The 22,892-nt window shown below is 55.2% G+C and carries 21 protein-coding genes; all 21 read left to right on the top strand.

The genetic code is table 11. From position 1 onward, the window contains the following. Nucleotides 1-15 precede the first annotated feature (15 nt). The 21 genes from E308F_RS11865 to aspS all read left to right on the top strand — a co-directional run bounded on the left by E308F_RS11865 (nt 16) and on the right by aspS (nt 22,851). Complete coding sequence (locus E308F_RS11865) at nt 16-1,473, top strand: SpoIID/LytB domain-containing protein (protein ID WP_172613920.1); 1,458 nt, start codon at nt 16-18, stop codon at nt 1,471-1,473. Nucleotides 1,474-1,481: 8 nt separating this feature from the next. Further along, complete coding sequence (gene queA, locus E308F_RS11860; RefSeq protein ID WP_141265089.1) at nt 1,482-2,510, top strand: tRNA preQ1(34) S-adenosylmethionine ribosyltransferase-isomerase QueA; 1,029 nt, start codon at nt 1,482-1,484, stop codon at nt 2,508-2,510. A gap of 113 nt (nt 2,511-2,623) precedes the next feature. Then, nucleotides 2,624-3,745 carry a tRNA guanosine(34) transglycosylase Tgt gene (gene tgt / locus E308F_RS11855; RefSeq protein WP_141265088.1) on the top strand — a complete coding sequence of 374 codons (1,122 nt, stop codon included), beginning with the start codon at nt 2,624-2,626 and terminating at the stop codon, nt 3,743-3,745. Nucleotides 3,746-3,825: 80 nt separating this feature from the next. Then, entirely contained in the window at nt 3,826-4,095 is a 270-nt protein-coding gene (yajC, locus tag E308F_RS11850) for a preprotein translocase subunit YajC (protein ID WP_141265087.1), read from the top strand. 6 nt (nt 4,096-4,101) lie between these two features. Next, on the top strand, nt 4,102-4,767 hold the full coding sequence (locus E308F_RS11845; RefSeq protein WP_141265086.1) for an HD domain-containing protein: 666 nt from the start codon (nt 4,102-4,104) through the stop codon (nt 4,765-4,767). Nucleotides 4,768-4,877: 110 nt separating this feature from the next. Then, nucleotides 4,878-6,164 carry a protein translocase subunit SecD gene (secD, locus tag E308F_RS11840; RefSeq protein WP_253256467.1) on the top strand — a complete coding sequence of 429 codons (1,287 nt, stop codon included), beginning with the start codon at nt 4,878-4,880 and terminating at the stop codon, nt 6,162-6,164. Further along, the gene (gene secF, locus E308F_RS11835; RefSeq protein ID WP_141265085.1) at nt 6,164-7,099 is read left to right on the top strand and encodes a protein translocase subunit SecF; all 936 of its coding nucleotides are present in this window, start codon (nt 6,164-6,166) and stop codon (nt 7,097-7,099) included. The genes secD and secF overlap by 1 nt, the downstream gene beginning before the upstream one ends. 322 nt (nt 7,100-7,421) lie before the next feature. After that, a complete protein-coding gene (locus E308F_RS11830; RefSeq protein WP_141265084.1) occupies nt 7,422-8,066 on the top strand; it encodes a TrkA C-terminal domain-containing protein in 645 nt (214 codons plus the stop codon). Nucleotides 8,067-8,113: 47 nt separating this feature from the next. Further along, entirely contained in the window at nt 8,114-9,244 is a 1,131-nt protein-coding gene (locus tag E308F_RS11825; RefSeq protein WP_141265083.1) for a betaine/proline/choline family ABC transporter ATP-binding protein, read from the top strand. Then, complete coding sequence (locus E308F_RS11820; RefSeq protein WP_141265082.1) at nt 9,228-9,878, top strand: ABC transporter permease; 651 nt, start codon at nt 9,228-9,230, stop codon at nt 9,876-9,878. The genes E308F_RS11825 and E308F_RS11820 overlap by 17 nt, the downstream gene beginning before the upstream one ends. 37 nt (nt 9,879-9,915) lie before the next feature. Beyond that, nucleotides 9,916-10,539 (top strand): ABC transporter permease, encoded by a 624-nt coding sequence (locus tag E308F_RS11815; RefSeq protein WP_141265081.1) that lies wholly within the window; start codon nt 9,916-9,918, stop codon nt 10,537-10,539. A 22-nt stretch (nt 10,540-10,561) separates the two neighbouring features. Continuing rightward, nucleotides 10,562-11,476: a glycine betaine ABC transporter substrate-binding protein gene (locus tag E308F_RS11810; protein ID WP_141265080.1), complete on the top strand. Its 915-nt coding sequence runs from the start codon at nt 10,562-10,564 to the stop codon at nt 11,474-11,476. Nucleotides 11,477-11,671: 195 nt separating this feature from the next. Beyond that, nucleotides 11,672-12,259 (top strand): hypothetical protein, encoded by a 588-nt coding sequence (locus tag E308F_RS11805; RefSeq protein ID WP_216364526.1) that lies wholly within the window; start codon nt 11,672-11,674, stop codon nt 12,257-12,259. A 124-nt stretch (nt 12,260-12,383) separates the two neighbouring features. Next, nucleotides 12,384-13,313, top strand: a complete 930-nt coding sequence (locus tag E308F_RS11800) for a cation diffusion facilitator family transporter (protein ID WP_141265078.1) — start codon at nt 12,384-12,386, stop codon at nt 13,311-13,313. Nucleotides 13,314-13,349: 36 nt separating this feature from the next. Continuing rightward, the gene (locus E308F_RS11795) at nt 13,350-13,673 is read left to right on the top strand and encodes a LapA family protein (protein ID WP_172613570.1); all 324 of its coding nucleotides are present in this window, start codon (nt 13,350-13,352) and stop codon (nt 13,671-13,673) included. 5 nt (nt 13,674-13,678) lie between these two features. Beyond that, a complete protein-coding gene (gene recJ, locus E308F_RS11790) occupies nt 13,679-16,426 on the top strand; it encodes a single-stranded-DNA-specific exonuclease RecJ (protein WP_253260474.1) in 2,748 nt (915 codons plus the stop codon). Nucleotides 16,427-16,432: 6 nt separating this feature from the next. After that, on the top strand, nt 16,433-18,589 hold the full coding sequence (locus E308F_RS11785) for a RelA/SpoT family protein (RefSeq protein ID WP_141265077.1): 2,157 nt from the start codon (nt 16,433-16,435) through the stop codon (nt 18,587-18,589). A gap of 59 nt (nt 18,590-18,648) precedes the next feature. Then, nucleotides 18,649-19,098, top strand: coding sequence for a D-aminoacyl-tRNA deacylase (dtd, locus tag E308F_RS11780; RefSeq protein ID WP_141265277.1), 450 nt, complete (start codon nt 18,649-18,651; stop codon nt 19,096-19,098). Between the two features lie 34 nt (nt 19,099-19,132). Beyond that, nucleotides 19,133-19,756: an MBL fold metallo-hydrolase gene (locus E308F_RS11775; RefSeq protein WP_141265076.1), complete on the top strand. Its 624-nt coding sequence runs from the start codon at nt 19,133-19,135 to the stop codon at nt 19,754-19,756. 12 nt (nt 19,757-19,768) lie between these two features. Beyond that, nucleotides 19,769-21,040 (top strand): histidine--tRNA ligase, encoded by a 1,272-nt coding sequence (gene hisS, locus E308F_RS11770; protein WP_141265075.1) that lies wholly within the window; start codon nt 19,769-19,771, stop codon nt 21,038-21,040. Next, nucleotides 21,040-22,851, top strand: a complete 1,812-nt coding sequence (gene aspS / locus E308F_RS11765) for an aspartate--tRNA ligase (RefSeq protein WP_172613918.1) — start codon at nt 21,040-21,042, stop codon at nt 22,849-22,851. The genes hisS and aspS overlap by 1 nt, the downstream gene beginning before the upstream one ends. The last annotated feature ends 41 nt before the right edge of the window (nt 22,852-22,892 follow it).

The raw sequence follows: 22,892 nt of genomic DNA, 5'->3' as shown, positions 1-22,892 counted from the left end.
GGGAGAGGAGAAAACTTGAAAAATAAAGCCTGCAGGAGAGGGGGGGCAATCGTTCTCCTGGCGAGTTTGCTCCTGGTTCTAGTAACGATACCGGCAGGTGCCGCCCCTAAAGGAGACGTACCAATAATCCGGGTCTTGCTCGCTGGCGATCTGGAGCAGGTTGATTTCCAGGTTGACCAGGGCAGCTACAAGTTAATTGATGGCTCCAGCGGCAAGGAGATCAGCCCTGTGAAAGAAGGAGAAAAGTGGACGGTTAAAAATACCGGGGCCGGCTATCAGTTACTCCGGGAGGGCACGCCTTTCCCGGGTACAATCCCTGGCCCCATCCAGCTTAAAGCGCAGGATACCGGGGCTTTGAATCTTTTCCGCTACCAGGGGCAGCGTTACCGGGGTAATTTGCATATTTTCAAGGGAGACAGCGGCCTGATGGCTGTTAATGTCCTGGATCTGGAACAATACCTCTATGGCGTGGTGGGCAGGGAGATGCCGGCCAGTGCCGGCATAGAGGCCCTCAAGGCCCAGGCTGTGATTGCTCGTTCTTATGCCGTTACGAGGTTGAAACCGGCTGCCTTATATGATGTCACCGATGATACCATGACGCAGGTCTATGGCGGTTATGAAGCCGAGGTCAACTATGGCCCTAACCGCGATAAAGTCATTCAAGCCGTCGATGCCACCCGCGGGCAGGTAATTTACTATGACGGCAGGGTAATCGAGGCCTACTTTCATGCCAATGCGGGCGGCTATACCGAGGACAGCGAGAATGTCTGGAGCAACCCCCTGCCCTACTTGCGCGGGGTGCCTTCTCCGGAAGATGAGTGGGCTTTAAAGTATCCCCATCAGACGCCGGGCGGCTACCCGGCCAACACCTACACCTGGACGGTAACCATGACCCGGCAACAGGTCCAGGAAAAGTTCAATGCCTGGCTGGCGGGGCAGGGCCAGGTGGCAGCCGGGGATGTGGTTGACCTGGTGCTTTCCCGCCAGCGCAGGGACGGCCAGGGGGAAACGGTCTCCGGCCGTGTTACCAGGATGGATATTCGGACAACCACCGGGACTGCCTCGGCCTTCCGGGACGGCATCCGGGCCGTCTTCGGGAAGGATATCCTGAAAAGCACCTTGTTTACCGTGCAGATGGATTCCACTGTTAACATCCTGGACGGCACCGGCGAGCAGCGGGCCGTAAATTACGGTGCCGAGCTGGTGGCCCTGGGGGCCGGCGGGGTGATGAACGCTCCCAACGGCGCCGCCGGTGAGTATACGGTAGCCGGCCGGGATGGTACCCGCAGTATACCGAAGATGTTTCGGCAGGTAGTATTCCAGGGCCGGGGTAACGGCCATGGTTTGGGCTTAAGCCAGTGGGGCGCCATGGGGATGGCAGAAAAAGGGTATACTTACCAGCAAATTATTGAACACTATTATAACCAGGACCGCTTTGACGGCCGCTTAAAAATTGCTTCTTACCGCAGGTGAAAGGTGTTTTGCGCCTGGAAGAATTCGACTATGATCTGCCGCCGGAATTGATTGCCCAGACACCGGTGGAGCCGCGGGATGCCTCGCGCCTCCTTGTCCTTAATCGGGAAAGGGGCTATCTGGAACACCGTCATTTCTACGACCTGCCTGATTATCTCAAAGAGGGGGATGTCCTGGTTTTAAATGAGACCAGGGTGATACCGGCCCGTCTTTGGGGCCGCCGGGCCGGTACCGGGGCCAGGATTGAAGTTCTTTTACTAACCCGGCGCGACCGGGATACCTGGGAGGCCCTGGTACGGCCGGGGCGACGGGTGCCGGTCGGTACGGAGATAATCTTTGGTCAAGGGGAATTGAAGGCACGGGCCACGGCTACGACTAGCGCCGGGGGACGATTACTGCAGTTTTTTTACCAGGAAGGGCCCTTTGAAACCCTCCTGGACCGTCTGGGGGCGATGCCCCTGCCGCCGTATATTAAAGAAAAGCCGGAGGACCCCGGGCGCTACCAGACGGTTTATGCCCGGGTTGAAGGCTCCGTGGCAGCGCCGACGGCTGGTCTACATTTTACCCCCCGCCTCCTGGAACAGCTTCGGGGGCAGGGGGTGCAAATAGTCTACCTCCTTCTCCATGTTGGCCTGGGCACTTTTCGCCCCGTTAAGGTGCAAAATATTGAAGAACACCATATGCATGCCGAGTACTACGAAGTAACCCCAGAGGCGGCGGCGGCCATTAATGCCGCCCGCGCCCGGGGAGGGCGGATAGTGGCCGTGGGCACGACGGTAGTTCGCACCCTGGAGACGGTAGCTACTGAAGAAGGCCTTATCCAGCCAGGGAACGGCTGGACGGATATCTTTATTTACCCCGGCTACCGTTTCAAGGCCGTTGACTGCCTCATCACCAACTTCCACCTGCCCAAATCAACCCTCATTATGCTCGTCAGTGCCTTTGCCGGACGGGAAAAAATCCTGGCCGCCTACAGGACTGCTGTGGCAGAGGGCTACCGTTTCTTCAGCTTCGGGGATGCGATGCTGATCTTGTAGGAAAGAGTTTCGGTTGCTTGTCAGTGACCACCCCCGGAGGGTAAACTATGTAGATGAGTGCTGGCTTTGTTTTCGAGTTATTTTCGGATTATTAGTTAGGAGGAAATATTCATTTGCCCGCTGTAACCTTTACCGTGCTCAAACGTGATCGGGCCACCGGCGCCCGCCTGGGGCGACTAAAAACGCCCCATGGCACCGTCGAAACGCCGGTCTTCATGCCCGTCGGCACCCAGGCCACCGTCAAAACCATGACACCGGAAGAAGTGGCCGGAGTGGGAGCCGAAATTATCCTGGCTAATACCTATCACCTTTACCTCCGCCCCGGCGCCGATATTATCCGGGAAGCCGGGGGCCTGCATAAATTCATGCACTGGGACAAACCCATTCTTACCGACAGCGGCGGCTTTCAAGTCTTTAGCCTGGCCGATTTGCGGGAAATCAGTGATGCTGGGGTGACCTTTCGTTCCCACCTGGACGGCTCCACCCACTTTATGGGACCGGCGGAATCTATGGCTGTCCAGGAAGCCCTGGGTTCCGATATTGCCATGGCCTTTGATGAGTGTGTCGCCTACCCGGCCAGCCGGGAAGAAGTAGAAGCAGGAGTAGAGCGCACCAGCCGCTGGGCGGAAATTTGCCTGGAGGTCCACCGCCGGGAGGACCAGGCGGTGTTTGGCATTATTCAGGGCGGGGTAATTCCCGAATTGCGTCGCCGCAGCGCCCGGGAGATTACAGCCCTGGACTTCCCCGGTTACGGTATAGGGGGCTTAAGCGTCGGTGAACCCAAGGAATTGATGTACAGCATCCTGGAGGACCTGCAAGGATATCTTCCCGAAGGCAAACCCCGCTATCTCATGGGTGTGGGTTCGCCGGACTGCCTGATTGAAGGGGTAAAAAGAGGGGTGGATATGTTTGACTGCGTCCTGCCCACCCGCATTGCCCGTAACGGCACCGTAATGACTACCTACGGCAAGCTGGTGGTGCGCAACGCCGCCTATGCCCGGGATTTTCGCCCCTTGGACCCGGAGTGCGAATGCTATACCTGCCGCCACTACACCCGGGCCTACATCCGGCACCTCCTCAAGGCCGATGAGATTCTGGGGCTCAGGCTGACCACCATTCACAATTTATATTTCCTACTGAAGTTGATGCACCAGATTCGCCAGGCCATCGCTAACAATGACCTGGAAGCAATGGCAGCCGAGTTTTATGCTAAATATAATTCGGGAAAAATCTAGAACAGGGCAGGTATTTTCCAAAGGTACGTCGAATGATAAGCAAGTCCAGACTAAATTTAAGAAAGAATGGAGGTTGTTTCATGCAACAGTGGGCAGGAACCATTTTTTACATGGTGGTTTTCTTTGCAATCCTGTATTTCTTAATGATCCGGCCCCAGCAAAAGCAACAAAAACGGCGCCAGGAAATGCTGAACAGCTTGAAGGTGGATGATCGGGTGGTCCTGGCTGGAGGGCTGCATGGCCGAATAACGAAAATCAAAGATAGAACTTTGATGGTCCGCATTGCTGATCGGGTTGAGGTCGAAGTGGACAAGGCGGGGGTGGCCTATGTCCCGGGACAGGAGGAATAATAAGGATTGGATCCGGTGACCCTGGAAGATGTTAAAAGGGATCCCGAAGTAGATGCGCTGATTGTTAAAGGTAATGAACACCTGGGGGCCATGGGATTTACTGAACATAGCCACCGCCATTTGAACCTGGTGGCCAAGATCAGCTATAACGTGCTTGAACACCTGGGCTATGACCGGAGGCTGGCCGAACTGGCGGCTATAGCCGGGTACCTGCATGATATCGGTAATGTCATAAGCCGGCAGGATCACGGCCAGACAGGGGCCTTGCTGGCTTACCGCATCCTAACCCGCATGGGTATGCCTATCCCTGAGGTAGCTACCATTGCAGGCGCCATCGGTAACCATGAAGAAGAGTATGGCCAGGCCGTCAATATCGTTGGGGCAGCCCTCATCCTGGCGGATAAATCTGATGTCCACCGTTCCCGGGTGCGCAATAATGATATCAGTACCTTTGATATCCACGACCGGGTTAATTACGCCGTTCAGCACTCCTTTTTACGGGTAGATGCTACCAGGCGTACCATTACCCTGGAACTGACCATTGACCTTTCAATCAGCACGCCCATGGAGTATTTTGAGATCTTCCTGACGCGGATGATGATGTGCCGGCGGGCCGCCGCTTTCCTCGATTGCCATTTTGGGCTGGTGGCCAATGAAGCCCGGTTGCTGTAAAATAGTAAAAACTGGTAGGAGTGGTATTGGCAGCAATTGACGGGTAACTCCTGCTGGAGTTATAATAGGTTGTCCTACAATCGCATTCTGTCAAGGGAGGCAGGAGAATTTTGGCAGGGGGAAAAGGAACAGGCGGCTTCTTTAAGCTCGCCATTGTTTTGGTTGCCATCCTGGCGCTAGGCATAGGAGCCTTTCAACCTTTAATACGGGCCATGAAACTCGGACTGGATCTGCGCGGCGGTGTTTATATCCTCATCCAGGCCCAGAGCACACCGGAACATACGGTGACCAGTGAGGATATGGCTGCTCTGGAACGGATTATGCGCGACCGGGTCGACCAGCTGGGGATAGCTGAACCGGTGATCCAGCGGGAAGGTAGTGACCGCCTGATTATTCAGCTGGCCGGGGTCAACAACCCGGAGGAAGCCGTTAAAATGATCGGTAAAACAGCCTTACTGGAGTTTAAGACCAGTGACGGCCAGGTAGTAGTATCCGGGAAAGACTTGAAAGACGCCAGGGCCGTTATTGACCAGCAAACCCGGGAGCCGGAAATTACCCTGAAATTTAATGCCGAAGGCACCAAAAAGTTTGCCGAAACGACCCAGAAGCTGGTCAGCAGCTACAGCAGGGGTGACCCCAAGCGGCATATAGCCATCTACCTGGATAACCAGCTGCTGACAAACCCCCATGTTGACGAAGCCATTCCCAGCGGCGAGGCGGTCATCAGGGGCGGCTTTGCTTCCTTCCAGGAGGCAGCCAACCTGGCAGCCCTCTTACGCGGCGGCGCCCTCCCGGTACCAGTGCAGATTATTGAGCGCCGAGCCGTGGGTCCGACCCTGGGAGCTGATTCCCTGGCTAAGAGTAAGACGGCGATCATTGCCGGCCTGGTTTTAATTGCCCTGTTTATGCTTGTTGTTTACCGCCTGCCGGGATTAGTAGCCGATTTTTCCCTGATTATTTACGCCTTGATTGTCCTTGTCGTCCTGTGGGCTTTAAAGGCTACCCTGACACTACCGGGCATAGCCGGCCTCTTGCTGTCGGTGGGTATGGCCGTCGACGCCAATATTATTATCTACGAGCGCCTCAAAGAGGAACTGCGTAATGGCAAAACTTTACGTGCGGCTGTTGATGCCGGCTTTAAGCGCGCCTTCACCACCATCTTTGACGCTAACGCCACGACGGTGCTGGCGGCACTGGTCCTTTATTTCTTGGGCAGCGGCACGGTGCGTGGCTTTGCCGTCACCCTCTCTTTAGGTATTGTCGCCAGCATGTTCACAGCCATAACCCTGACTCGTTTCCTCTTACACCAGGTCATTAGCGTACCAGCCTTCCAAAAACTGTGGCTCTATGGGGTCAAAGAAGGACAAATACCGGTAGCGGCGAGGGGTGAGATTTAATGAACTTAAACTTTAATTTTATCGGCAGGCGCAAATGGTGGTATGCCCTTTCGCTGCTTATAATTATACCGGGCCTTATAGCCATGGTCCTGAACTGGCCATCCCCCCTGAATTTTGGCATTGATTTCACCGGCGGGAATATTGTTCAGATCCAGTTCCAGCAACCGGTTAGTGCCAGCCAGGTCAGGGAGGTTCTCGGCGGTCTCAACCTGGGTAACAGCTCCATTCAAGCAGCGGGCAATAATGAGTTTCTGGTCCGGACAACAGAACTCAGTGAAGAACAAACCGACCAGGTAATTAGTGCCCTGCGCGATAAATTGGGGCAACTCGATTTAAAGCGAAATGAAAAGGTTGGCGCCACCATTGGCCGGGAACTGACCATAAAAGGTATTGAAGCCATGGCCATTGCCTGGGTCCTGATGATTATCTATATCACAATCCGCTTTGAATTTTTATCCGGCCTGGCGGCTATCCTGGCTCTGATTCATGATGTCCTGGTTACTATAGGATTATTTGCCATTTTCCGCTGGGAAGTAGACAGTACCTTTGTGGCGGCCATCCTGACTATTATCGGTTATTCTATAAATGACACCATTGTTATTTTTGACCGCATCCGGGAAAACTTGCGGCTACGCAAGAAGGAAACTATAGAGGAACTGGTCAATCGCAGTATTAACCAGACCCTGACCCGGTCTATTAATACCGTCTTGACTGTCGTCATCGCCCTACTGGCTTTGATGCTCCTGGGCGGTGAGACCACCAGGACCTTTGCCCTGGCCATGCTCATCGGTACTATCAGCGGTGCTTACTCCTCAATCTTTACCGCCAGTCCCCTGTGGATCGATTTGCGTAATTTTAGCCGGGAACGCCACCGGCAGGCGGCGGTGACCAAGTCAGCGACCAAAGCCAAGACGCGCAAGGCTACTTCCCATTAAATAAAGTTTGGCTATAAAAGGGTTTACCAGGAGATAGCCTGTTAGGAAGTTTGACAGGCTATCTTTTATGTGCGCTGGCCATGGGCAGTGATCGAATGTTACAATGAGCCTGTCCGTATAGTCAAAAGCCACCTTACTCTTTCATAAAGAATAAGGCGGCTTTTTTTGCGGTTTATACCCGAATGAAGACAATAATATCCTTGTCCCTACATTATGATATTGGCTCTAGAACTTATTTGGTAATTAAAATGGCATAGTGGGATAGGTTGACAGGTGACAATCTAAGTTATAATATAGAGTTGGCGGTAAGGAGAGACTAAAAATGGACTATACAAGCAACGAAGATCTGGCCCGTTATGAACAAATTGCGCTAATGATTGCCAGCGAAATTCTCCGGGGAACTTACAAGGAAGGTGAAAGAGTATCGGGCCGGACTAGTTTAGCCGGGCAGTACGGGGTTTCGCCAGAAACAGTAAGAAAAGCCCTGGCGCTCCTGCAGGCACGACAGGTGGTTGAAGTAGTTCCGGGGAGTGGGGTAATTATCCTTTCCCGTCAGGCTGCCCGGGACTTTATAGATGATTTTCACGAACACAACTCCCTTGAGGTCTTGGAGCGCCGGCTGGAGACCCTTATAAGACAGCGTAATAAGCTAAACACAGAAATCGATAAACTGGTTAAAGAAATTGTGCACTTTAAAACCGGCATGCTAAAAAACATGCAGAATGCTGAAGAGGTCCTGGTTTCACCGGGTTCACCCCTTGTAGGAAAGAGTGTGCAAGAGGCCCAATTGAGGACACTTACGGGTGTTACCGTTACCGCTGTGCGGCGCCGGGGCCGCTGGTACGCCTCTCCGGGGACAGAGCTGCGCTTAAACGCAGGGGACTTGCTTCTTGTGGTAGGAAGCCAGAACGCGGTGGATCGGCTCCGTCAGCTGGCTGAAGTTAAACCAGCACCTCATGACAGTTAATACCAGGTGTTTTTGGCCCGAAACAGCACTGTTGAAAGGAGGACGCCATGCTTACCTTCGAACACGTCTCAAAAGTATATGACGGTAACCGAATAGCCGTAGCCGATTTTAACCTGGACGTCAAAGCAGGAGAATTTATTGTGTTAATCGGCCCCAGCGGTTGTGGCAAGACCACCACCTTAAAAATGGTTAACCGCCTTATCGAACCCACCGCCGGGGCTATCTACCTTAACGGCAAGGACATCCGGGAACAAAATCCCGTAGCGTTACGGCGGCAGGTTGGCTACGTTATCCAGCAGATCGCCCTGTTTCCCAACATGACTATTGCTCAAAACGTAGATGTGGTACCCCGTCTACTGGGATGGCCGGCAGAACGCCGTCGCCAGCGCGTCCGCGAATTACTGGAACTGGTGGGGATGGATCCTGATGAATACTCTGACCGTTACCCTTCAGAGCTAAGCGGGGGGCAGCAACAGCGTATCGGGGTGTTGCGTGCCCTGGCGGCAGAACCGCCGCTCATCCTTATGGATGAGCCCTTTGGTGCCCTTGACCCCATTACACGGGAAAACCTGCAGGAGGAATTGAAGGCCTTGCAGGCCAAGCTGCGCAAGACCATTCTCTTTGTTACCCACGATATGGACGAAGCCCTGAAGCTTGCTGATCGGATTGTGGTAATGAAAGACGGCCACATTGTTCAAGTCGCTGCGCCTGAAGAACTGTTGCGGCACCCAGCCAACGAGTTCGTAGCGTCGTTCATCGGCAAAGATCGGCTGGCCCCCGGACTGGAATTGCGCACCGTAGAACAGGTTATGATTGGTGAACCGGTGACGGTGCGGCCTCATACGGGTGTTGCCGAAGGAGTTGCTACCATGCGTCGTAAAAAGGTAGATACGCTGCTGGTTACCGATGAATCTGGCCGGCTGTTAGGCGCCGTATCTATCGAGGAATTGAATCGCAACTACCAGCGGGCTCACCAGGTGCAGGACTTAATGGCGCGTGATGTTCCTGTAGTGTTTGAGGGAACCCCAGCACGGGAAGCTTTTGATCTGATCATCCAGGAGAAGTTGGAATATCTGCCGGTAATGGACAGGGAAGGCCGCTTGAAGGGACTGGTCACCAGGACCAGTATAGTCAATGCCCTGGCTTCCGTGGTATGGGGAGATGAAGCAAGTGCTTAGCTGGACGGAGTTTCTGGCTGCCAGAGGTTCAAGTATCCTATCTGCTACCGGGGAACACCTGCTGCTTTCGCTAGGTGCGGTGTTGCTGGGAACCCTTATCGCCGTGCCGTTGGGTATTCTACTCGCCCGCCATGAGCGAGTAGCGTCGGTGGTGCTCGGTATTTCTGGTACTATTCAAACCATTCCCAGCCTGGCGTTTTTTGGATTTGTTCTGCCTTTTCTAGGTATTGGTGTAGTTCCGGCCATGACTGTATTGTTCCTTTACTCGATTCTCCCTATCCTACGCAACACCTATACCGGCATTCGCGAAGTAAGCCCTGCCTACCTGGAAGCTGGCGTAGGTATGGGAATGAACCGACGGCAGCTTTTAACCTGGATACAGTTCCCCTTGGCCTTCCCGGTTATTATGTCTGGCATCCGTGTTTCGACTGTCTATATTATCAGCTGGGCTACCCTTTCGGCCTTAATTGGCGCCGGTGGATTGGGCGATCCAATTCTTGCTGGCATCCACACCTATGATGCCAAGCTCATCATAGCCGGTGCGTTACCCGCTGCCATGTTGGCCCTACTGGCCAGCTGGTTACTAGGGCTTGTGGAGCGGGCGGTAACCCCACGGGGGCTGCAGCAGCGATAACCCGCCCGTTTAAAAACCAAATGAGAGGAGGCGAAAGATGGATAGGGTGCTGGCTCTGAGTTGGCAACACCTCAGCCTATCGGTAATAGGAGTAGCGCTGGCCGCGGCGGGCGGCATTCCGCTGGGAATACTGTTGACCCGGTACCGGTGGTTAGCCAAGCCTGTAATGGCAGCCACTGAAGTGATCCAAACTATTCCCAGCTTGGCCATGTTAGCTCTGTTGATGATGCTGTTCGGACTGGGGGATACTACCCTCGTTGTATCGTTGTTCCTTTATTCCCTGCTGCCTATTGTCCGCAATACCTATACCGGGCTATTAGGGGTAGAACCCGGCCTGCTGGAGGCAGGTAAAGGCATGGGGATGACCAGGAGCCAACTAATATGGCGGGTGCAGGTGCCAATTGCCCTGCCGGTGATCCTGGCCGGCTTGCGTGTAGCTCTTGTCACGGCCATTGGCATTGCGACCATCGGCGTACTCATTGGGGCAGGTGGACTGGGGACGCTAATCTGGCGCGGCATTCAAACGAGGAACAACACCATGGTACTGATGGGGGCCGTACCTGCGGCGCTGCTGGCTATTTTGACCGACGCCGGACTGGCCCTGCTTGAACAAGCATTGGTCCCGCGGGGGCTCAAAAAGAAGGCTGTCTCAGCATTATAAAGTAAGTTAAGGAGGAGATATTTTGCGTCAGAAATGCAAACGAGTGTGGAAGCTGATCGCGCTAGTTACAGGCATTGCTATGTTGCTTTTGGTGGCAGCTGGATGCGGTGGAACAAGGGCTAACGGCGTGGTGGTTGTAGGTTCCAAAGACTTTACCGAAAACATTCTCCTTGGCGAGATGATGGCCCAGCTCATTGAGGCCCATACGGACCTGAAGGTTGAACGCAAATTAAACCTTGGCGGCACTCTGGTTAACTTTAACGCCCTTAAAAAAGGTGACTTAGACCTTTACGCTGACTACACCGGTACCGGCCTGGTGGCAATCTTGAAAAGGGAGGTTATTAATGACCCCCAGAAGGCCTACGATACCGTCCAAAAGGCGTATAACGAGCAGTTCAAGCTGAAATGGCTGCAACCCTTTGGCTTTAATAACACCTACACCCTGGCGGTACCGGAGGAGGTTGCGGAGCAGTATAACTTACAAAAAATTTCCGACCTGAAAAGCGTGGCCAGTGAGATGGTACTTGGGGCCGAGCAGGAATTTTTTAACCGCCCGGACGGCTATGACGGCTTAATTGCCACTTACGGGCTAAATTTCAAAAGCACCAAGCAGATGGAAACCGGCCTAAAATACGAAGCCGTTCGCAACAAAATGGTAGATGTGATCGACGCCTTCGCCACCGACGGCCAATTGATTACCTATAAGCTAAAGATCCTGGAAGATGATAAACAGTTCTTCCCGCCTTACTTTGCTGCACCGTTGGTACGTATGGATACCCTTGAGAAGTATCCGCAACTGGAAGAAATCCTGAACAAGCTGGCAGGCCAGCTCAATGATGATGAAATGCGTCAGCTGAATTATCAGGTAGACGAGGAAAAAAAGGAAGTGGCCCAGGTGGCAAGAGATTTCCTGCTGAAAAAAGGCCTGATCGATTAACATGCGGGTATAAAGCTTACGAAGAGTTTATCTGTACCAAGAACGAGATACTATAGTCGATCTAAAAGGGAACCACCAGTACGACGGAGCCCACCGGTTTCCTACCGGTGGGCAAAATATTTTCCTATCGTATTGATAATCGGGCGCCAGGGGAAATGGCGGCCATGACTGCCCTCAATTCGAACACCATCGCCCGTGCACCAGAAAATGGAGCGACCGGGCCTGGCGCCGGGCAGCATAGTTAACGTCAACAAGGGTATGCTAAACGTAAAAAACTGCAGGCGAATTATACTTATGGATATTCGTTTAGCTATTCCCTTCCTGGGCGGTTTAACCTTTATCCTGGCCCTGGCAGCAGGAGTGGTCCGGCCCTGGCGGGGGTTATTGTTTCTATGGGCTACCGGGGTAATTTTTGGCGTCACCGGCCTGGTCCCGGGGCTGGCTGCCTCTTATGCTACCCTGGCTACAGTCGGGGGAACCGTTGCTCTGATGGCAGCCGAAGGAATTGCCCGGCACTGGTACCGGGGGCATAAAGAAGCTGTCCTGGCAGGAAAACAGTTGCTAACAGGGAGTCTAGCGGTTCTACTCCTGGCCGGGATCTTTCTCGGCTCCCTGTGGGGATTGCTCCTGGCAGGGGGCACCGGCAGCCTGGGAGCGGCTTATTTCGCGCGCCGGCATTCACTATCTGAATTAGCCGTGGGATTATTTTTATCATGCTTACGAGTGGGCGCTTTATTTTTACCGGCTGTGCTGCTGGGCGGGCGCCTGCTTGGACTTTTTTAGACCGGCAGCTTGCGGAAGGCCAACCGGCGTTGTACAATGAATAAAAGGCCTGGTGCTAGGGACTTCATCGCTCCCGCATGAAGTCCAATTTTTACTTTTATAAGGGTGCAGGGGGCCTTAAGGAATGGATTTACGGACCAGAGCTGCCAGGGTATCCATTTTTTCCAATTTTATCCTGGTACTGAGCAAACTAGGGATCGGTTACTGGATGCATTCGGTCAGCGTCATGTCGGAAGCCATCCACTCCGGCCTGGACCTGGTGGCAGCGGCAATAGCCTATTTTTCCGTCCGGGAAGCCAGTAAGCCGGCTGATGCCGAGCACCGCTACGGCCATGGTAAAATTGAAAATATTGCGGGTACCATTGAAGCCCTGCTGATTTTCCTGGCAGCCCTCTGGATTATCTATGAAGCCATAAAAAGGCTTATTAGCGGCGGTCATGCTGTAAACCAACCCCTGACCGGCGTTCTCGTCATGGGCGGGGCCGGCCTCATCAACTACCTGGTTTCCCGCTATCTCTTCCAGGTGGCAAAGGCTACGGAGTCCATCGCCCTGGAGGCCGATGCCTGGCACCTGCGCACCGATGTTTATACTTCCGCTGGCGTGATGCTGGGCCTGGTAGCTCTTTATTTTACCGGTTTCTACTGGGTGGACCCCCTGGTGGCCCTGGTGGTGGCTGCCATGATCATTAGGGCAGCCTATCATTTAACCAGGGAAGCCATGTTGCCCCTGATGGATGTCAGCCTGCCGGCTGAAGAAGAAGAGGTAATTAAAGAAATTATCGCTCGCCATGCCCATGAATATGTTGAATTCCATAAATTACGCACCCGCAAGGCTGGCCGGGACCGCCAGGTAGACCTGCACCTGGTGGTGCCGCGTTACAAGCATATCGATTACGTCCATGACCTCTGCGAGCATATTGGCGATGAGATAAAAGCGGCCCTGCCTTATACCGAGGTTTTAATTCATGCTGAACCCTGTACTTCACCGGTTGATTGCCCGGTGTGCGCCGCCTGCCCGGAGAAGGAAAACGTTCCTCAAAGGCGAATTGATTAGAGGCGAACGGTGTCTATTTTTCGGGGGTGGACCACGGTGCAGATTTATTCCCTTCTCTCCATTTTTTTTGCCTTGCTGGTGGCTATCTTTGCCGTCCAGAATGCAGGTCCGGTAGAAATTAAATTTTTGGCCTGGCAATTTAGCAATATTTCCCTGGTCCTGGTTATCCTGGGGTCGGCAGCCTTTGGTGCCCTGGTGGTATTTTTGCTGGGCGCTGTCAGGCAGGTACGCCAGGCACGGGAAATAAGAGAATTAAAAAGCCAACTTAAAAGACTGCAGGAAACCATATCCAGCCTCGAGCAAGCAGCAGCGGGATCGGGAACAGGGGAAGGCCGGCAGGAAAGGACGAGGCAAGCTTGACGGGTATGCGGTGGGCCATGCCTCCAGTAAACTTGCCGGAGAGACTCGCCCTGGCCCGGGAGTTACATATCTCACCTGTAACGGCGCAAATTCTCCTCAACCGGGGCATTACTACGGCGGCAGCGGCCAGGACTTTTTTCCAGCCGGATCCGGCCAATCTTATCCCGCCGGAAAAAATTCCCGGCCTGCCGGCGGCCCGGGAGCGCCTGGTCCAGGCTATAGTAAACGGGGAAAAAATCATGGTCCATGGTGACTATGATGTCGACGGCCTGGCGGCCACGGCCATTATGCTGGAAACCCTGGCGCGCCTGGGGGTTGAGGCGGAAGTTTACCTGCCCGACCGTCTAACGGAGGGTTACGGTTTAAAAAAGAAGGGTCTCATTAAAGCCCTGGAGTTAAATTGTCAGCTGGTCATAACGGTAGACTGCGGCATTACTTCCCTGGAGGAGGCCATCTTCGCCCGTGAACAGGGGCTGGACCTGATTATTACCGACCACCACCGACCCGGGACAGGCCTGCCCCAGGCTAAGGCTGTCGTCAACCCCCTGCTGGCACCGGGCCTGCCCCCCCTCTGCGGGGCCGGGGTGGCCTTTAAACTGGCTCAGTCCCTGGCGACCCATTTTGGTCTGGTACCCCAGAAAGGTGTGGCCGCTGGCTGGGCTCTTGACCTGGTAGCCCTGGCAACTATCGCTGACGCCGTACCCCTCCTGGGAGAAAACCGCCTCCTGGTCCAGCTGGGTTTAAAGGCCCTGGCCGGAGGCGCGCGGCCCGGCCTGAAGGCTCTGGGAGAGGTGGCAGGCCTGCCAGCCAGGGAGTGGACGTCCCGGGAGGTGGCCTTTGGCCTTGTTCCCCGCTTGAATGCCTGCGGCCGCCTGGGAAGTGCGATGCCAGCCCTGGAAATTTTACTAACTACTTCTCCCCAGCGAGCTCTGGAACTGGCCCAGCACCTGCAGAAGGAAAACCAGGCCCGGAGACACCTGGAGGAGAGCATTGCCGCCGAGGCCGAAGCCATGGCCGTGACGGCTTTAGCTGCAGGAGCAAAAGGCCTGGTCCTGGCGGCCGAGGGCTGGCACCCGGGAGTAACCGGCATTATTGCCGCCCGCCTGGTGGAAAAATATAACTGCCCGGTTGTTTTAATTACTGTGATGGGCGATAGGGGCCGAGGTTCGGGCCGTAGCCTTCCGGGTATCAATCTCCATGAAATCTTAGCCAGGTGCCGTTCCTACCTCCTGTCCTTTGGCGGCCATGCCCAGGCAGCAGGGCTGGAGATCGCTACTAAAGAAATTCCGGCCTTCCGGGCCGCCTTTAATGAAGTAGTAAAGTCACTCATGGCTGAGGTTCAACCTGCTCCGGAAATATCACCTGAGGCGGAAGTCCTTTTCAACCAGCTGGACTGGGATTTACTGGCGGAGCTGGAGGGCCTGGCTCCCTTTGGCGAAGGCAATCCCCGCCCCCTCCTGGTCTACAGTAACGCCCGGTTAAAGGCGGCCCGCCAGGTTGGTAGCAATGGTGCTCATTTAAAATTGACGCTAGCCGGGGAAGGCAGGCAACTGGAGGCCATTGGCTTTAACCTGCAATTACCGCCGGAACTGTCTCCCGGAGACCTGTTGGACCTGGCCTTTTATCTGGAACGGGACAACTACCAGGGAAGGGAGGAGCTGCAGCTCTCCCTGGCAGCCCTCCGGCCGGCCGGCCGGGTACCGGTACTGCCGGTTATAAACAAGGATCTGGTGGCGGCAACCGGCGCGGCAGGTGCCAGTTCAATCTGGTGCCGACAACTGCAAAGAGCCTTAAGTAACAACCGCCCGATCGCGGGTCTGTTATTCGCCACCAGTCTTGCCATCCGCCAGAGCTATTACGGTTTAAAGCGCTGTTTCAAGAATCCAGTATTTTTACGCCCCCTGGGCCCCTGGCTGGGACAGGCGGGTTTAAGCAGGATTTTAACCCGGGAAGGGACGCTCATCACCTGTCACCCCTTCTGGGCAGCAGAAGCAGAGGCCGGGGAAGGTTCTTTCCTCGTATCTGCCCTGGTCACCGGGGAACAGGCGGCAGGGCACCTGTTACGTCCTGTTGGCGGCCCGGCAACGTGGCAGGTATTCCCGGAACTGTTGCCCCTCTTAACAGAACTGCTGGCCAGGGGACAAAACGTTCTCATATATGAAAGGGACGCTGCGCAGACGTTACAGCTGGGTGCCCGGTTGCAGCGGGAGCTGCCCGGGGTGCGGCTGGCCGTAGATACTTATCTTGATGCCCGGCACCTCTGGCTGGTTCGGGAAACGGCTTTGAGCGGCCGCCTGCCGTTGCTGGTAGCCAGCCGGGAGATGCCGGCATGGTTTTACCCCGCCGATGCCGTAATCTTTAATTACCCTCCCGGCAGCCAGGAGGAAATAGAGCTGGCCCTGCCGTTGGCTGAACAGGTACCGGAAGTATATATCAGCCTCCGGGAAGGCGACAGGCAGCCGGAAAACCTGCGCCGGGAACTGGCGGTATTTTACCGCCAGCTGCAAAAAGGGACTAACAACGGCAGCAGACTTTACATAATTAATAATAAAGGTTATCATCAACGATGGTACCTGGCGATTTTTGAAGAACTTGGGCTCATCCGGGTCGAAAGCCGGGGGCGGGAGCTGGCCATCCATCTCCAGGAGGTAGCTGCCAGGTGCAATTTAATGGCTTCCCGGCGTTACCGCCAGCTTTTGGCTGAAACAGAAATGGCCCGGCAATTTTACCGGCAAATTGCAGGCGGGAGGTGATGTCCTGTGGACCTGAAGGAACTGGAGCGACAGGTTAAAAGTTACCAGCCGGGAGCGGACCTGAAACTCCTGGATGACGCCTATCAGTTTGCTGCTGCCGCCCACCAGGGACAGAAACGGCGCTCCGGGGAAGATTTTATTACTCACCCCTTAAATGTAGCTGCTATCCTGGCGGAATTGCAGCTGGACGTGGTGACCATAGCAGCGGCCCTCCTCCATGATGTGGTGGAAGATACACCCATCAGTCTGGATACTATCAGGGAAATTTTTGGCGATGAAGTGGCCCTTCTGGTCGACGGCGTCACAAAGCTCAGCCGCCTGGAATACAAGACCAAGGAAGAACAGCAGGCGGAAACTTTACGCAAGATGTTCCTGGCTATGGCCCAGGATATCCGGGTCATCCTGATTAAACTGGCCGACCGCCTGCATAACATGCGCACCTTGAAGCACCACCCGCCGGAAAAGCAGCAGGAGATCGCCCGGGAGACCCTGGAAATCTTCGCGCCCCTGGCCCACCGCCTGGGTATTTTTCGCCTGAAGTGGGAGCTGGAAGACCAGTCCCTGCGCTATCTCGAGCCTGAACGCTATTATGAGCTGGTCAACAGCATCAACATGAAGCGCCGGGAACGGGAAGAATATATCCAGCAAGTGGTCAAGATCCTGGGGGAGAAATTAGCTGAAGGTGGGATTAAAGCCGACATCCAGGGGCGGCCGAAGCATTTTTACAGTATTTACAATAAAATGATGAAGCAGGGCAAGGAGTTAAGCGAGATATACGACCTTATTGCCGTGCGGGTGATTGTTGATAGTGTAAAGGATTGTTATGCCGTTCTGGGCCTGGTCCACGCCCTGTGGAAACCCATCCCCGGGCGCTTTAAGGACTACATTGCCATGCCCAAACCTAATATGTACCAGTCCCTGCATACAACCGTTATCGGGCCTAACGGGGACCCCTTTGAGATCCAGATCCGCACCTGGGAGATGCACCGCACGGCCGAATACGGCATTGCCGCCCACTGGCGCTATAAAGAAGACGGGGGTAACTCGGACCCGGATTTTGAGAAAAAACTGACCTGGCTGCGGCAGCTCCTGGACTGGCAGCGCGAGATGCGCGATCCCCGGGAGTTCATGGAATCCTTAAAGATCGATCTCTTTTCCGATCGCGTCTACGTCTTTACCCCCAAGGGGGATGTGGTGGAACTGCCGGCCGGTTCGGTACCCATAGACTTCGCCTACCGCGTGCATACCGATGTGGGCCACCGCTGTACCGGGGCCCGGGTTAACGGCCGCATTGTACCCCTGGATTATAAGTTAAAAACAGGGGATATTGTTGAAGTTTTAACCACCAAGGGCAGCCGCCCCAGCCGGGACTGGTTGCACATCGTCAAGACTTCCCAGGCCAAAAACCGCATCCGCCAGTGGTTTAGAAAGGAAGAGCGGGAGAAAAACCTGGCCAGGGGCCGGGAAATGCTGGAAAAAGAATGCCAGAAGCAGGGCTTAGATCCGGAAGAAATCTTAAAACCGGCTCTGCTCCAGGAAGCGGCCCGTAAATTCAATGTGGCCACCAACGAAGACCTGTATGTAATGGTGGGCGATGGGGTCATACCCCCATCCCAGGTACTCGGCCGGCTGAAGGGTGAAGAAGAAGTACCCCCTCCTGCGGAAGTTGCTAAAACAGCAGTTAAGCCCTGGAGCGGCTACGGTAAACCTTCCCATGGTATCCGAATTAAGGGATTGGATAACCTGGATATCCGCCTGGCCCACTGCTGCAATCCCCTGCCGGGGGATGCCATCCTTGGTTATATAACCCGGGGACGGGGTATCAGCGTCCACCGGATCGATTGTCCCAATATCAACCACCACCGGGAAACGGAAAAGGAGCGAATCATTGAGGTGGCCTGGGGGGATACCTCCGATGCCACCTACCAGGTGCATATTGAGGCCCTGGCCCTGGACCGGCCCAATCTGGCCATGGATATTATGGCCGCTGTGGCGGATACCAAAACCATTATTAACTCCGTCCACGCCCGGGCCACCAGAAATGACCAGGCTCTGGTAGACTTAAAGATTGAAATCAGGAGTCTAGAGCACCTGAACTACATTATGGATAAAATCCGCCGTATCCGCGATGTGATGGAGGTCAAAAGGGTAATTCCCGGTTAAATGGATAACGGCTTTGTTTTCATCTCTTTTTGTGTTAAACTGGAAGGCAGGTGACAATTATTAGGGCGGTAGTGCAGCGGGTCAAAAGGGCGCGGGTGACGGTAGAAGGGCAGGAAGTGGGCGCTATTGGCCCAGGGCTCCTGGTTTTCATCGGCGTAGGCCAGGGTGATGATGACCATGACGTTGCCTACCTGGCCGACAAGGTGGCCAATTTGCGGATTTTCGCTGATAACCAAGGTAAAATGAACTTATCGGTCCGGGATGTCGGCGGTGAGGTACTGGCTGTTTCCCAGTTTACCCTTTATGGCGACTGCCGCAAAGGACGGCGGCCAAGTTTTACCGCCGCGGCGCCGCCGGAATTAGCCAGGGAGCTGTACCGGCAATTTGTTGTCGCCCTTGAAGATTATGGCATCAAGGTGGCCACCGGCCACTTCCAGGCCGAGATGCTGGTGGCCCTGGAAAACGACGGCCCGGTGACCATGCTGCTGGATAGTAAGAAGTTGTTTTAAGTTTGGAGTTATTTTTTGGGGATGGGGTTGCTTTATGTATTTAAAAAACCTTGTGGTAGGACCAATTGGCACCAACTGCTACCTTGTGGGTTGCCAGGAAACGAAAGAGGGGGCTATCATTGACCCGGGCGCAGAAGGCGAGCGAATTCTCGCGGTAGCCAGGGAAGCGGGATTAAAAATCCGCTATATCATCAATACCCATGGTCATATTGACCATATTGGGGCCAACGGGACCATAAAAAACGCCACTGGTGCCGCCATCCTGATCCATAACAATGATGCTCCCTGTCTTACCGATCCCGGGCGCAATCTTTCCGTGCTCATGGGTGCCAGGGAAAGGAGCCCCGCCGCCGATCGCCTTTTACAAGAGGGGGATACTATCACCATCGGCCGGACCATTACCCTGACGGTGATCCATACCCCCGGGCATACCCCGGGCGGTATTTGCCTGAAAGGCGAGGGATTAATATTTACGGGCGATACCCTTTTCGCCGGTTCCATTGGCCGTACTGATTTTCCCGGCGGTTCCTTTAACCAGCTCCTTAATTCCATCAAAGAAAAACTTTTTGTCCTGGAGGATAATCTAAAAATTTATCCCGGCCACGGCCCGGCCTCTACCATTGGTGCCGAGCGGGCCGAGAATCCCTTTTTTAGTTAATGGAGGCCTGAGATGCTGACCAGTAGACCACGGGGTACGGAAGACATCCTGCCGGAAGAGGTGGGCCGCTGGTATTTAATGGAAGCCACTGCCAGGCAGGTGAGCCGGCTGTACGGCTACCGGGAAATCCGTACGCCCGTTTTTGAACATACCGAGCTTTTTAACCGCGGTGTGGGGGATACCACCGATATTGTGGAGAAGGAAATGTATACCTTCACCGATCGTGGCGGGCGCAGCTTGACCTTGCGGCCGGAAGGCACGGCGCCGGTGGTGCGGGCCTTCCTGGAACACCACCTGGAGGCCGGGGGATTGCCGGTAAAGCTCTTTTACCTTGGTCCCATGTTCCGTTACGGCCGCCCCCAGGCCGGCCGGCTGCGCCAGTTCCACCAGTTTGGGGTGGAAGCCTTTGGTTCCCGTGACCCGGCCCTGGACGCCGAGGTTATCGCCCTGGCCATGGATTTTTATAACCACCTGGCGTTGAAGGACCTGGAACTGCATTTAAACAGCGTCGGCTGCCCGGCCTGCCGGCCCCGGCACCGGGAGAAACTGCAGGATTACCTGCGGCCGCACCTTGCCGATCTATGCCCCACGTGCCAAGGACGTTTTGAGCGTAATCCTTTGCGCATCTTTGACTGCAAGAGCCCGGTCTGCCAGGAAATAATTGTCGGGGCGCCGACGATTGCCGCCTCCCTGTGTCCGGACTGCGGTGAGCATTTCGAGCGCGTTCAGGAGTACCTGCAAGAACTGGGGATTGACTTTATCCTGGACGAGCACCTGGTGCGCGGCCTGGATTACTACACCAATACAGCCTTTGAAATAATGGTCAAAGGTATCGGGGCCCAGAGTTCCATTGGCGGCGGCGGTCGCTATGATGGCCTGGTGGAGGCCCTGGGTGGTAAACCGATGCCGGGCATTGGCTTTGGCCTGGGCCTGGAACGGGTCTTACTCGCCCTGAAAGCCCAGGACGGGGAATTGACGCCCGATGAAGGGATAGATGTTCTGGTAGTGACGGCTGGTGCCGGGGTAGAGAGGATGGCTGTCCGCCTGCTGGCCAGTTTAAGGGCGGCTGGGTTGAAGGCCGATAAAGACTACCTGGGCCGCAGCCTCAAGGCCCAGATGAAGTATGCCAATCGCTACCCGGCTAAACTGGTAGTAATCCTCGGGGAGGAGGAACTCTCCCGGGGGCAGGTCCTGGTCCGCCGCCTGGATAGTGGTGTCCAGGAAGAAATACCTTTAGACGCAGCAGTTGCTTACTGCCGGCAGGAAAAGGAGCGTGGATTTTAGTGCTTGAGTCTATAGCCGGGCTGCACCGCACTCATGGTTGCGGTGAGCTCAGAGCAACAGATACAGGTAAAGAAGTAACCCTTATGGGCTGGGTGCACCGCCGCCGCGACCACGGCGGCCTCATCTTTATCGACTTGCGCGACCGTTCCGGCCTGGTACAGGTTGTCTGCGACCCGGAGGCAGGACCGGCCTTTAAGAAAGCCGAAGAGGTACGCAATGAATATGTGGTGGCGGTGACGGGTAATGTACGGCCGCGACCGGAAGGGACGGCCAATCCCAGGCTCGCCACCGGCACCATTGAAGTCGAGGCGCGGGAACTGCGCATCCTCAACCGGGCCAAAACACCGCCCTTTTACATTGAGGACAACATTGCTGTCGACGAAGCCTTGCGCCTGCGTTACCGCTACCTGGACCTGCGCCGCCCGGAAATGCAGGACATTATGCACCTGCGTTACCGGACGACCAGGGCTATCCGCGATTTCCTGGACAGCCGGGGTTTCTGGGAAATTGAAACACCTATGCTCACCCGCAGCACCCCGGAAGGGGCGCGGGATTTCCTGGTACCCAGCCGCCTGCGGCCGGGGGAATTCTTTGCCCTGCCCCAGTCACCCCAACTCTTTAAACAAATTCTCATGGTGGCCGGTATAGAACGTTATTTCCAGATTGTCCGCTGTTTCCGGGATGAAGACTTAAGGGCCGACCGCCAGCCGGAGTTTACCCAGCTGGATATGGAGATGTCATTTGTCCAGCGGGAAGATGTTTTAAACCTGGTGGAAGAATTAATGGCCCATGTTTTCCGGGAAACCCTGGGGGTAGAACTTACCCTTCCCTTGCCCCGGCTGACCTATCAAGAAGCCATGGCCCGCTTTGGTACTGACAAACCTGATCTTCGCTTCGGCCTGGAGATTACCGATGTGTCTGACCTGGTTAGAGATTGCGGCTTTAAGGTTTTTGCCGACGCAGTAGCCCGGGGCGGAGTCGTACGGGGTCTGTGCGTCCCTGGCGGCGCCAGTTTCTCCCGCCGGGAACTGGATGAATTGACGCAAGCTGCAGCCGCCTATGGGGCCAAAGGCCTGGCCTGGATGGCCGTTACGGCCGGAGGTGTCCGCTCTCCCATTGCCAAGTTCTTTACCGGCGAGGAGCTCCAGGAACTGGTGGCCAGGATGGGCGGCCGGGAAGGGGATCTGCTCCTGTTTGTTGCCGATAACGAGATGGTTGCGGCCAGCGTCCTGGGAGCTTTACGCCTGGAGCTGGGCCGGCGGTTACACCTCTATGATCCGGAGCAACTGGCTTTTACCTGGGTAACGGATTTCCCCTTACTGGAATACAGCCCGGAAGAAAAGCGTTATGTGGCCGTCCACCACCCATTTACCATGCCCATGGAGGAGGATTGGCCCTTGCTGGATACCGAGCCCCTGAAGGTGCGCGCCCTGGCCTACGACCTGGTTTTAAACGGCGTCGAGCTGGGCGGGGGCAGCATCCGTATTCACCGCCGCGATATCCAGGAAAAAATGTTCAGCCTCCTGGGCTTTTCCCCGGAAGAGGCCCGGGAGAAATTTGGTTTCCTGCTGGAGGCCTTTGAATACGGCACTCCGCCCCATGGCGGCATTGCCTTTGGCCTGGACCGGATGATCATGCTCATGGCCCGGCGGGATACTATCCGGGACTGCATCGCCTTCCCCAAGACCCAGAGCGGTACCTGCCTGATGACGGCGGCACCTTCGACAGTCGCGCCGGAACAGCTCCTGGAGCTGCATCTCAAAACTACCGCCCGTCCGGAAGGGAAACAAAGCAGAGCTGGTAAAGCATAGCACTTGCAAACCCTTTAAGTTTATGTTAAGATTATGCTTGC

Origin of the sequence: Moorella sp. E308F (assembly GCF_006538365.1) — a bacterium.
GTDB lineage: Bacteria > Bacillota > DSM-521 > Neomoorellales > Neomoorellaceae > Neomoorella.
The sequence above is the reverse complement of the archived record's forward strand: the minus strand, read 5'-3'. Positions and strand labels throughout refer to the sequence as shown.